This window comes from Pantoea sp. AG1095 (genome assembly GCF_003208415.1).
Classification (GTDB): Bacteria; Pseudomonadota; Gammaproteobacteria; order Enterobacterales; family Enterobacteriaceae; genus Pantoea; species Pantoea leporis.
In genome coordinates this window covers 270,346-282,650 of record NZ_QKMJ01000004.1, presented here as the reverse complement: position 1 = coordinate 282,650, position 12,305 = coordinate 270,346, and the positions used below count along the sequence as shown (strand labels likewise).

The 12,305-nt window shown below is 55.6% G+C and carries 5 protein-coding genes; 4 read left to right on the top strand and 1 reads right to left on the bottom strand.

Features of this window, described 5'->3' with window-relative positions; genetic code table 11:
- Positions 1 to 510: 510 nt before the first annotated feature.
- The 3 genes from treZ to glgX are packed head-to-tail and all read left to right on the top strand — an operon-like array spanning position 511 to position 6,886.
- The gene (treZ, locus tag DEU53_RS11710) at positions 511 to 2,295 is read left to right on the top strand and encodes a malto-oligosyltrehalose trehalohydrolase (RefSeq protein ID WP_110867174.1); all 1,785 of its coding nucleotides are present in this window, start codon (positions 511 to 513) and stop codon (positions 2,293 to 2,295) included.
- Positions 2,292 to 4,778 (top strand): malto-oligosyltrehalose synthase, encoded by a 2,487-nt coding sequence (treY, locus tag DEU53_RS11705; RefSeq protein WP_110867173.1) that lies wholly within the window; start codon positions 2,292 to 2,294, stop codon positions 4,776 to 4,778. The genes treZ and treY overlap by 4 nt, the downstream gene beginning before the upstream one ends.
- Positions 4,779 to 4,813: 35 nt before the next feature.
- On the top strand, positions 4,814 to 6,886 hold the full coding sequence (gene glgX, locus DEU53_RS11700; RefSeq protein WP_101761322.1) for a glycogen debranching protein GlgX: 2,073 nt from the start codon (positions 4,814 to 4,816) through the stop codon (positions 6,884 to 6,886).
- 85 nt (positions 6,887 to 6,971) lie between these two features.
- Here glgX and DEU53_RS11695 read toward each other — a convergent pair whose 3' ends face one another.
- A complete protein-coding gene (locus tag DEU53_RS11695; RefSeq protein WP_110867243.1) occupies positions 6,972 to 10,271 on the bottom strand; it encodes an autotransporter outer membrane beta-barrel domain-containing protein in 3,300 nt (1,099 codons plus the stop codon).
- 289 nt (positions 10,272 to 10,560) lie between these two features.
- Between DEU53_RS11695 and DEU53_RS11690 the strand changes: the two genes are divergently transcribed.
- The gene (locus tag DEU53_RS11690; RefSeq protein ID WP_110867172.1) at positions 10,561 to 12,204 is read left to right on the top strand and encodes a methyl-accepting chemotaxis protein; all 1,644 of its coding nucleotides are present in this window, start codon (positions 10,561 to 10,563) and stop codon (positions 12,202 to 12,204) included.
- The last annotated feature ends 101 nt before the right edge of the window (positions 12,205 to 12,305 follow it).

The following is a 12,305-nucleotide window of genomic DNA, read 5'->3' as shown; positions in this document are numbered from 1 at the left end:
GGCGCTGTTGCGCGCCATCCGCAGCGCCGAGCGCAGAGTGACGGCCAGGATGAGCCGACAGGACGTCGGCGAAAGCGCGGCATGAGCCAGGAAGGTGAATCCGCGCGGTCCGTCAGGACGGAGCGATAAGCGAGGGAATAGCGAGGACGGCGCAGGCGCGGATTGCTAAGGTCCGCGCCTTCGGACCTTAGCCCGGCCGCCTGCTTCCAGCATTCTGAAACTACCAGATGCTTAGCGGGCGGAACCCCTGCGATGTCAGCGCGCTGCACATCTGACAAACATCACGCCTTTTTGGCGACCTCATCTAACCGAAGCGTAAAAATCCCCCGCTAATTCGATAATTTCTTAAACCCACCTGAAATCCTCTCGCGCGCGCCAGAAAACGCCAAAATATCGACTATGATTTGTTGTCCGACCTAACTTTCATCCCAAATTATTTATCGTTTTCAGCCAGTAGCGAATCGCTTGATGTCGTCCATTGCCCCTGCGTGGGCTAAACGAGGCAATTGAATGGAATTCAGATCATTTGAAAAATCCTGGGGCGCTGAGATTCTTGCTGATGACAGCGTCCGTTTTCGTGTTTGGGCACCAGGGCAGCAGCACATCACCTTAAGACTTGCCGATAACGACACCGCCATGCTCGACGCAGGCGACGGTTGGTTTGAGCTGCAAGTCAGCGGCGTGGCGCCCGGTGCAGAGTATAACTTTGTGCTGGACGATGGGACGGTGGTGCCGGATCCCGCCGCGCGTGCGCAAAAGGCTGATGTTAACGGCCCTTCACTGGTGGTCGATCCGCAAAGCTATCGCTGGCAGCACACCGAATGGCAAGGTCGTCCGTGGCATGAAACGGTGGTGTATGAAATGCACATCGGTACCTTCACGCCCGAAGGCACTTTCCAGGCGGCGATAGCTAAATTGCCGTGGCTGGCCGAATTAGGCATCACGCAGTTGGAAGTGCTGCCGGTGTCGCAGTTTGGTGGCAATCGCGGTTGGGGCTACGACGGCGTGCTGCTCTACGCTCCGCATGCGGCTTACGGATCGCCGGATGATTTCAAAGCCTTTATCGATGCCGCGCACGCGCACGGTTTGTCGGTGGTGCTGGATATCGTGCTCAACCACTTTGGCCCGGAAGGCAACTACCTGCCGCTGCTGGCGCCGGCGTTTTTCCACCAGGAGCGCATGACGCCGTGGGGCGCAGGCATTGCATATGATGTCGATGCTGTGCGGCGCTACATTGTCGAAGCACCGCTCTACTGGCTGCAGGAATTTAATCTTGATGGCCTACGTTTTGATGCCATTGACCAGATTGAAGACAGCTCCAGTAAGCATGCGCTGATTGAGATTGCCGAACGCATCCGTCAGGACATTCCCGAGCGCCCTATTCATCTCACTACCGAAGATTGCCGCAACGTTATCTTCCTGCATCCGCGTGACAAACAGGGCAACGCGCCGCTGTTTACCGGTGAGTGGAACGATGATTTCCACAACGCGGTGCACGTGTTTGCAACCGGTGAAACTCACGCCTATTACGAAGATTTCGCCGACGTGCCGGAGAAGCTGGTGGCGCGCGTACTGACTGAAGGCTTTGCTTATCAGGGCGAACTTTCACCGCAGAGTGGGCAGCGGCGCGGCGTGCCAAGTGCCAGCCAGCCGCCGGTGGCGTTTGTTGATTTCATCCAGAATCACGATCAGGTGGGTAACCGCGCGCAGGGCGATCGTTTGATCAGCCTGGCGGGCAGCGATCGCACCAAAGTGCTGCTGGCGACGCTGCTGCTGTCGCCGCATATTCCGCTGATATTTATGGGCGAAGAGTATGGCGAAACGAATCCCTTCCTGTTCTTCACCGATTTCCACGGCGATCTGGCCAAAGCGGTGCGTGAAGGGCGCGCGAAGGAGTTCACCGGGCACGCCGGGCATGACGAAGAGGTGCCGGATCCTAACGCCGAGCAGACCTTTACCCGCTCAAAACTTGACTGGGATAAGTTACAAACGTCTGAAGGCCAGAGCTGGCTGGCGCTAACGCGCGAGCTGCTGGCGCTGCGTCAGCAATATATCGTGCCGCTGCTGGCCGATGCGGGCGGCAACAGCGGCAAAGTGCTCGCCACCGCTGAAGGCTTTGTGGCCGTCAGCTGGCATTTCCCACAGGGCGAACTGTCGCTGGCGCTGAATATCGGCAAGCAGACGCAACCTTTACCCGCCACGCCAGGTCGCACGATTTTCGCCTGGCCGCAAGAAACTGAAGCATTATCACAAAACGCCATCGTGGTGCGTTTGGATCAGGGAGCAACAAAATGAGTATTCCAACCGCGACGTATCGCATTCAGTTTCGCAACGGCATGACGTTTGATCGCGCCGCGGCGCTGGTGCCCTATCTGCAACGCCTTGGCATCAGCCATCTTTACGCGTCGCCGATATTTAGCGCCACCGCCGAATCCACCCACGGTTACGACGTCATCGATGCCAATGAGATCGAACCGGCGATTGGCGGCCGCGACGGCTTTAATCGTCTGGTTGAGGCGTTGCAGGACGCGGAGATCGGCTTGATTCTCGACATCGTGCCAAACCATATGGCGGCCTCGCTGGAAAATGCCTGGTGGCGTGATGTGATCGAGTATGGCGAGAGCAGCCGCTATGCCAATCATTTTGATATCGACTGGACGCGCCGCCTGACGCTGCCGTTTCTCGGCGACAGCTTCGAGAACGTGCTGGAAAACGGTGAGCTGAGCATTAAAGCGCATCCGCAAACTGGCCATCCCGCGTTGGCGTATTACGACAGCTTTTACCCGCTGACGCCCGCCAGCTGGCAGGATCGCGCCGACGAGGTGCTGGCGATGACTGAAGCCAAAGCGATTGCTGAACTGCATGAGCAGCAGCCCTGGCGTTTGATGAGCTGGCGCGATGCACGCAGCGAGCTCTCTTATCGCCGCTTCTTTGAGATCACCGGTCTGGTCGGCGTGCGCGTTGAAGATGAAGCGGTGTTTGCCGATTCCCACCGGCTGATTCTTGAACTGGTGCGCTCGGGCGCGGTCAGCGGCCTGCGCGTCGATCACGTTGATGGCCTTGCCGATCCGCAAGGCTATTTACGCCAGCTGCGCCAGGCCACCGGCCCGGATTGCTATATCACGGTGGAAAAGATCCTCGCCGAAGGGGAAAAGATCCCTGACGATTGGCCCATTTCCGGCACCACCGGCTACGAATTTATTGCCGCGCTGTCGCACGCGCTGGTGGATGATTCGCAGATCGATACGCTGCATCTGGCCTATGAAGCCACCACCGGACAACGCAACGATGTTGAAGGCGGACTGCGCGTGGCGCGTGAATTGATGGTTGACCGCAATTTTGCCGGTGAGTTTGCGCGTCTGCTTAAGCTGGCGACGCAGATTGCCGGTTCTGAACATCGCAACCTTGGCGAAGCGGAACTGCACGTCGCACTGCGCGAAATCCTCATCGCCTTCCCGGTGTATCGCACCTACGGCCAGCAGGACGGCATGCCGCTCGAAGGCGAAGAGCTGCTGCAACAGGTGCTGGAAACGGTGAAAAACAGCGCGTCGCCAACGGTGTTGAGTTTGCTGCAGGCGATGCTGCTGGGCGCGGTTTCCGAAGAGAGCGAAAAAGACGCGCACGAATTCCGCATGCGCTTCCAGCAGCTGACCGGACCGCTGATGGCGAAATCGGTGGAAGACACGCTGTTCTTCCGCAATCACGTCGCGTTAGCCATCAATGAAGTGGGCGCAGAACCGCTGCCGCACGCCTTCTCGCTGGCGCATTTCCACAGCGAGATGCAAACGCGGCTGCAACAGCAGCCCGATGGCATCTCTTCCACCTCAACCCACGACACCAAACGTGGTGAAGATGCGCGTGCGCGGCTGTATACGCTAAGCGAAGCACCCGCGCTGTGGGCGGAACACGTAGCGCGCTGGCGGCAGATTAATCAGGCGCAGGTAGTGGAACTGGACGATGGCGCCGCACCGGAACCGGCAGTGGAATGGATGCTGTATCAGGCGTTAGCTGGCGTGTGGCCGACCACCTTGCAACCGCAGGATGCCAGCCAACTCGAAGAGCGCTTTATTCCTTTTGTCGAAAAAGCGTTACGCGAAGCCAAACTGCGCACCGACTGGGCAGAGAGCAACGACGCCTACGAAAAAGCGGTGCTGGATTACGCGCGTCATCTGCTTTCACCGGCCAATCAGTTGTTCCTCAGCGATTTCAGCCACGCGTTGCAACCGTTTATTCAGGCCGGATTAATCAATAGCCTGACGCAAACGGTAATTAAACTCACCGCGCCGGGCGTGCCGGATATCTATCAGGGTAGCGAAGCGCTGGATTTCAGCCTGGTCGATCCCGACAACCGCCGCACGCCGGACTTCGCGCTGCTGGAGCAGCAGCTGGAAGAGTCTTCTTCGCCCGACTTCAACGACGCGCAAAACTGGCTGAGCGGCAAACTGAAACAACAGGTGATTGCACGCCTTCTGCATCTGCGCCGCGATTATCCGCAGCTGTTCCGCGTGGGCGATTATCAGCCGCTGGACGTCAGCGGTGAACATCAGGAGAAAGTCATCGCCTTTGCGCGTCAGGACAGTAACCACGCGCTGCTGGTCATTCTGCCGCGCCTGAGTTTTGACAACGCGCAGTGGACGCAAACCGAAGTGGTACTGCCCGAGTCACTCGCCCATCGTCACTATCGCAACTTATGGAGTGGCGAAACCGTGACGATTGGCGATTACATCGCGCTGGATGAGGCGGCCTCAAGTGCGCCGTTAGTGCTGCTGAGCAGCTGATGCATTACCCGATTAATCTGTGTGGAGAATAATGGATGACAAGTAAGCCTCTAGAAATTACAGCAGGTTCGGGACAAGTGCTTGGCGCTAACTATGATGGCCAGGGCGTGAACTTTGCGCTGTTTTCGGCCTGCGCTGAGCGAGTCGAACTGTGTTTGTACGATGAGAGCGGCGAAAACGAAATCGCCCGCTTCGATTTGCCGGAATACACCCATGAAGTGTGGCACGGCTACATTCCCGGCTTGCAGCCCGGCGCGCTCTATGGCTATCGCGTGCACGGCCCGTACGAGCCGGAAAATGGCCATCGCTTTAACCCTAACAAACTGTTGCTCGACCCTTACGCGCGTGAACTGGCGGGTGAATTGCAGTGGGACGAGTCGCACTTCGCGTATGACCTGCTGCATGAAGATAAGGATTTGAGTTTCGATACCCGCGACAGCGCACCGTTTACGCCCAAATGTGTGGTCATCGATCCCAATGAATTTGACTGGCAGGATGCTAATCGACCGAATATTCCGTGGTCGAAAACTGTCATTTATGAAGCCCACGTTAAAGGTTTTAGCCAGCTTAATCCGGCGGTGCCCGAAGAGATGCGCGGCACTTACGACGGTTTAAGCAATCAGGCTTCGATCGATTACATCAAAAGCCTGGGCGTAACCACCGTGGAGCTGCTGCCGGTGCACGGTTTCCCGGACGATCAGCATCTGCTGGATCGCGGTCTGAAAAACTTCTGGGGCTACAACACATTGGCGTTCTTCGCCCCGGCCACGCGCTACTTTGGTCCGCGCGGGATTCAGGGCTTCCGCGATATGGTGCGCGCCTTCCACGATGCTGGCCTCGAAGTGATCCTCGACGTGGTTTACAACCACACCGCCGAAGGCAATGAACTCGGCCCCACGTTGTCGTTTAAGGGCATTGATAACTACTCTTATTACCGCACGCTGCCGGATCAGCATCGCTACTACATCAATGACACCGGCACCGGTAACACCGTGAATACGTCGCATCCGCGCGTGCTGCAGATGATTCTCGATTCGCTGCGTTATTGGGCCGAATCCATGCATGTTGATGGCTTCCGTTTCGATCTCGGCACCGTGCTGGGCCGTGAACCAGAAGGCTTTGACCAGCGTAGTGGCTTCTTCGATGCCATCATGCAGGATCCAGTGTTGTCCAAACTGAAACTGATTGGTGAGCCGTGGGATATCGGGCCGGGCGGTTATCAGGTTGGCGGCTTCCCGCCGGGCTGGGCGGAGTGGAACGATAAGTATCGCGATACGGTGCGTGAGTATTGGAAAGGTGACATGGTCACTAATGACTTTGCCGCGCGCCTGCTCGGTTCTGGCGATCTCTACGATCAGCGCGGTCGCCGTCCCTGGTCCAGCATTAACTTCCTTACCGCGCATGATGGCTTCACGCTCAACGATTTGGTTTCGTACAACGAGAAACACAACGAAGCCAACGGTGAAGATAATAATGACGGCCATAACGAGAACCGTTCGTACAATTACGGTGCGGAAGGCCCGACGGACGATGAAGGCATCAACGCGGTACGTGAGCGGCAGAAACGCAACTTCCTCGCCACGCTGCTGTTCTCGCACGGCACGCCGATGTTGCTGGCGGGTGATGAGTTTGGTCGCAGTCAACTCGGCAACAATAACGGCTACTGCCAGGACAGCGAAATTTCCTGGCTGCATTGGGAAAACCTGCCGCCTTCTGCTGATGCGCTGCGCGACTTTACCCGGCATATTCTGGCGTTACGCGCTCAACAACCGTTGCTGCGGCGTGAAAGCTGGCGCGATGGTATGGAAATCAAATGGTTTAACGCCGGTGGCGGCTTCCAGCAGGATGATCAATGGGATGATGGCACCACGCTCGGGGTGTATCTCGGTCGCCCGGATTTAGTGCCGGAGGAAGGCATCTGGCATGACGTGTTGATGCTGTTTAATCCATATGAAGGCAATGTGCCGTTCAGTATTCCACAGTTTGGTGAAGGCGGCTGGGTGCTGGAGCTTTCGACGTCTGACAGCGTTGAGAAAGGGTTAGTGATTACCAAAGAGAAGGATTTCGAGCTGGAAGGCCGCAGTATGGCGCTGTTCCGCAGGCCGTAATTATATAAATTTGCGCAATAAATTGCGCCGCTACGGCAGCATGCACGCATTCGTAGCGGCGCGATTCTTCACGCAATTTGTGTTATCAGAAATTAACTTTCACGCCCACCATCGCGCTGGTATCGCTGTAACCCTTATCTCCCATCTGCTGACCCATATTGCCCCACAGATTAACGGTTTTATTCAGTTTCGCATCGACGCCCAGCTTCACTTCACCGAGGTTACGCGCCCCGGCTTGCTGCACGCTGATGCCATTCATGCTGCTGCCAAAGGTTTCGGTGTTGTGCACCCAGTTGGCTTCGATAAACGGCTCGAAGGTGCGGTTTTTACCATCATCAATGGCATTGTGGCCTTTGATGTAAGCGCGAACACCCAGACGCGTTTGCAGGTTGTTGTCGCCTTGACCCACCACGCGCGTGCCGTTTTGCTCTTGATGATCCTTCACTTTCACGCCCATCCAGGTCGCATGCGCCTTCGGCTGCAGATAGACGCTGGAACGCTCGCTCATCTCCGCGACTTTGAAGCTGTAACCGGCTTCCACTGACGTGGTGATGCCTTTCGATTTGTAGCTCTCTTCCGCGATGCCATCACCTTTCACGCTGTTATCAAACCAGTTGTAGAGCATCCAGCTGTCAACATAGGCACCGGTCTTGTCAGCGTTGTCCTGCAACCAGGTCGCGTAAACGCCCGTGCTGTAACCGTGCACCTGACCTTTTGCGGTGTAACCCGTCACGTTGGAGTGTGTGTTACTTTGCGCATTAGCGTAGCCGCCCATGACACCCAGATGGAAGCGGTCCGCACCATTACTGCTCCACTGGGCGATATCGCCGCCTAACTGCATCACATAACGGTTACCGGTGGATTTCAGCTGGCCGGAACTATCGCTGAAGCGCGTGTGTCCACCTGCGTTACGCAACCACAAGCTGGTGGCGTGTTTCTTACCGTCTGCGCCAATGTAGTGAGTCTCACCCAGACGATCATCCAGCGAGGTGGTAAATAAGGTATTCGCCGCAGCGAGGTTAGCCGCATAACTGCCCGCTTCCGGACGCGTAATCGGGAAGCCTTTAACCGGCTTGCCCACATCGCCCGCATTACCTGAGCCACTGCCCGGCGTGCCGGTATCATCGCCTGGCGTGCCGGAGCCGTTGTCAGGATCGCCAGGATTAACCGGATTGCTGCCTGGATTGCCCGGTGCCACGTTGTTGCTGTTGCTCTCCAGTACCCATTTATTGGCATCCTGCACCAGATGATAATCGTAAGCACCGGCCACAATACGGCCCTGCTGGGTGAACGTACCGTTTACGTTGCCATCGACGCGAATCAGCTCGATACCATCGATGGTTTGCGCGCCGGTGCCGCCGGCGTTCTGCACCACCACGTTGCTGTTACCGGCGTAATCACCGGTGATGTGCAGGTGATCGGTCTCTGAGTGGTCATCCATCAGATGGGTTTTGAAGTCGATAGTACCGTTGGTGCTGTTCAGGCTGCTCAAGGTCACCTTGCTAAAGCCGGTGCCGGCCGCGGTCATATTCAGCGTGGCGTTATTCAGCGTCAGATTATCCACCGCAGAGCTCGACGTAACATTCCACTGGCTGCCATTCGCCAGGTTCAGATTTTCCAGTGAGCTGGTCGCACCACTCCAGACGGAGTTGTTATCGAGGTTGATGATGTTAGTCGCGGTGTTGGCGCGATCGATGATGACATCACCGTTAAATACTGAGCCGTTATCACCGGTCAATGTCACATTGCTAACCGTGCCGCTATTGCCAATGCCTGCGGATAACAGCGTCACGCCGGTTAATGCGGTACCGGAGGTGGTGACTTTGGTATCGGCGGTGCTGGAAATCACCATTGCACTACCTTCACTCGCAGTAACCGCGCTGTTGCTCAGCGACACGGAGTTATTGCTGACCGCATCAGACTGGAACAGCATACCCGCACTGTTCGCACCGGTGAGCGTGATCTGTGAATTGGTTAAATCGACGCTGTTGTCGCCATCACGCATCCCCATCCAGATACCCGAAGACATGGCTGCGCCATCCTGACCCGCGATGTTAACGCTGACACGGTCGCCCGTCAGTGTACCGTTTTTCAATACGACCAAACCTGCGCCGTTGGATGCGTGATTAAACTCAACGTTGTCTAACTTAATGCTGGCGCCGTCACTGACGCGCGCTCCGAGCAAATTGCCACGCGTACTGTTGACCTGAACGTCTTTCAGGCTGATTAATCCGCCGGCGTAACGCGATGCGACAGCAGCACCCAAGGTTGTCAAATCATTGGTGACCATCGTATCGGGCGAATGTGCACCATCATTATTGATAATGGTGTTTTCAGCGGTCACTTTGCCATAGGTTGCAGCCAGCGCTTTCACACCGGTATTGATAGTGGCATTACGAATGTTAACTTCACTGCCTGCATACAAAGCCTGAACGGAATCAGTTGCGCCGGACGTGGTAATGGTTCCGCCATCGAAGTTGACCGATGCGCCATTGCCGCTGGCACGCAGCGCATAGGAGTTGATTTGGTCGGTATTAATGTTGGTGTTGGTGAGATTCACCGTGCCTCCATTTAAGGCATAAGCTGCCTCGGATGACGAGCCGGTGGTGTTTAATGTGCTGCCATTGATGTTGACAATACCCGCTGCACCCGTCGCTCTGACGGCATTGGTCAAATGACCTGCGGAACTAATGGTGCTGTTGTTAACAGTAATCTCGCCGCCGGTGGCATTGACCGCATGAGCATTGTTACCCGTGGTACTGATGCTGCTGTTACTGATAGAAAGATGGCCTGCGCCCGCGGCCGCAAAGGCACCGAATGAATTTGTCCCGCTGGTTTTAATGGTGCTGTTGGTCAGCGTGACATTACCATCGCTGGTTTGAATCCCGTATGAACCTGAGCCTGTAGTGTTGATTTTGATGTTATCGCCAGTGATTGAACCGGCACCGCGCGCATAGAGTCCATGCGACGTGGCTGCAGAGGTTTTGATATCGATATCTTTTAAGGTCACCCCAGCGCCAGTATCTGCGAATGCACCGTGCCCATAGGTATTTGAAGTGGTGATGGTGCCGGTGGTGAAATCAACTGTCCCATTATTTGTGGCGCTTACGCCGCGCACATATTCGCCGGTTCCCGCACCTATAATATCCTGATTATTTACAATGACCGGATTGCCATTAGCAATGATGGTTCTGGCAGCGATTGCCGTAGTAGCATGCAGAGCCACTGTAATCGCCAGCGCCACACCTGTTAACGCCATGGCTTTGCTTGCGGACGGCGTTAACACCGAAGAGGAATGGGATTTAACCTTGCCCTTAGCCAGCTCAGAGGCCACCACATAACGCTGCGTTGCAGCATGCCAAATCACACGGAATATTTTATTCATGGGATTTTACTCTCTCTAAGTTCAGAAACTTTCACGATTTCCGAAATGATAGAGAGCGGGTCTGTAAGGCAATATCGGAGGGAGCGCGGAGTTTTGTAGTCCTTTACTTATCCGACGCAATACAGCACTGGTATCCGGCAAAAATTTTAAAAATTAGCGTGATAACCAGTTTAAGACTTAAACCCTGAATAAAAAAATTAACTAAATTCCTCAATCTGCCGATGGTTATTAATCTGCCCTCTTCCCTACGCGGCTTTTGCCGGGACGCTTTAAGATTAAGGATAATAAAATGAACATCTCTCAACGTCTGTTTGCCACCTTTTCCATACTGTTTGGCGCCATCATCCTGCAAGCGATACTCGCCATTTCCTTACTCTCTGGTTTTCAGGATCGCTTTGAATATGTACAGGCCAATGCGATTCCCTCGATCAAAGATCTGGGGAAACTGATTGATGGCAGTAACCAGTTGGCGTTAACGCTCTACAAACACAAAAGCCAGACCGACGACAGCAAAATGCCGGCTATTGAGGACGAGATCCAGAAACAGCTGGCGGATTTGAAGGCGCAGACCGATTACTACATGGCGCACGATATCTCCAGCGATGAAGATAAGCGCTTAACCGAAGTCGCTTATGCCAATATTCAGCACGTCACCGCCGCACTGGCGCCATTTATCACCGCCTCGCGTGCGCATCAAAATGATATCAGCCTCAATCTGATTGATGGACAAACCGGTATCGGAGCCGCCATTCGCCAGCTGATTAGCGATTATCAAAAACAGCTGCAGCTGAATATCGCCATTGGCGATGAACTGCGCGCCACCAACCGCAGCACGTTCCACTCCGTGTTATGGACCACCATCACCGGCGTTATCGCCACCGTGCTGATTTTTGGCGTGCTGTCGCTGTTCACCGTATTGCGCATTCGTCGCAGCTTGTCTGCTGCGGGCAAAGTGATGATGACTGCCAGCGAGAACCTCGATTTAACCCTGAAAGCAGATGAGAGCCGTCGTGATGAAGTGGGCAACATGGCGCACTCGTTTAACGTCCTGATGGATCGCGTATCAGGCGCGCTCTCTTCGGTGCGTCAGGCGTCACAATCAGTGAGCAGCGCATCGGTACAGATTTCCGCGGGCAATGAAGATCTCTCATCACGCACCGAGCAACAGGCGGCATCGCTGGAGCAGACCGCGGCCAGCATGACCGAGCTGAGTGAAACCGTACGTCAAACCGCCGATAACACGCGCCAGGCCAGTCAGCTTGCCGCTAACGCCAGCGGATTGTCGGAGAAGAGCAGCACGTCACTGACCACCATGCTTTCAACCATGGATAACATTCGTGGTAGCTCGCGCAAAGTGACGGAAATCGTTTCGATCATTGAAGGCATCGCCTTCCAGACCAACATTCTGGCGCTGAACGCCGCCGTTGAAGCCGCACGTGCCGGTGAACACGGCAAAGGCTTCGCCGTAGTCGCCGGTGAAGTGCGCAACTTGTCGCAACGTTCAACCACCGCCGCGCGCGAAATCAAAACGCTGATCGAAGAGTCACATCGTCTGACCGAAGCCGGTGCTGCGCAGGCCAGCGACGTAGGGCGTAATATGAGCGTGATGAACGATGCCATTCATCAGGTAAGTCAGTTGGTGGAAGAAATCGCCGCTGCCGCAGTCGAGCAGAGTCAGGGCATCGTGCAGGTGCAGCAAGCGGTGAATCAGATGGACGACGTTACGCAGCAGAACGCCGCGCTGGTGCAAGAAGCCTCTGCCGCTTCGCAATCGCTGCAGGAGCAGGCCGGGAATTTGAATCAGCTGGTGGGTAAATTCCATGTCGCGGCGGCTGGCGAAGTTCAGCAAAAGCAGGCTGTGGTGCGTACGGCTTCATTCGTTAAACCTTCGCGCGTTGCGGTGGTGAATGATGCGGATTGGCAGAGTTTTTAAGCTGATTTAGCCGGTGCGCATAAATGTGCACCCTACGAAAACGCTGGGTCGCCAATCATGGCGACCACGCTGCCTTTATCAGGCAAATGCTGCCATAATCT

What these genes read in the sequence shown, in the direction of transcription:
- treZ (WP_110867174.1), top strand. Translation starts at nt 511, where the DNA reads ATGGAATTCAGATCATTTGAAAAATCCTGGGGCGCTGAGATTCTTGCT.
- treY (WP_110867173.1), top strand. Translation starts at nt 2,292, where the DNA reads ATGAGTATTCCAACCGCGACGTATCGCATTCAGTTTCGCAACGGCATG.
- glgX (WP_101761322.1), top strand. Translation starts at nt 4,814, where the DNA reads ATGACAAGTAAGCCTCTAGAAATTACAGCAGGTTCGGGACAAGTGCTT.
- DEU53_RS11695 (WP_110867243.1), bottom strand. Translation starts at nt 10,271, where the DNA reads ATGAATAAAATATTCCGTGTGATTTGGCATGCTGCAACGCAGCGTTAT.
- DEU53_RS11690 (WP_110867172.1), top strand. Translation starts at nt 10,561, where the DNA reads ATGAACATCTCTCAACGTCTGTTTGCCACCTTTTCCATACTGTTTGGC.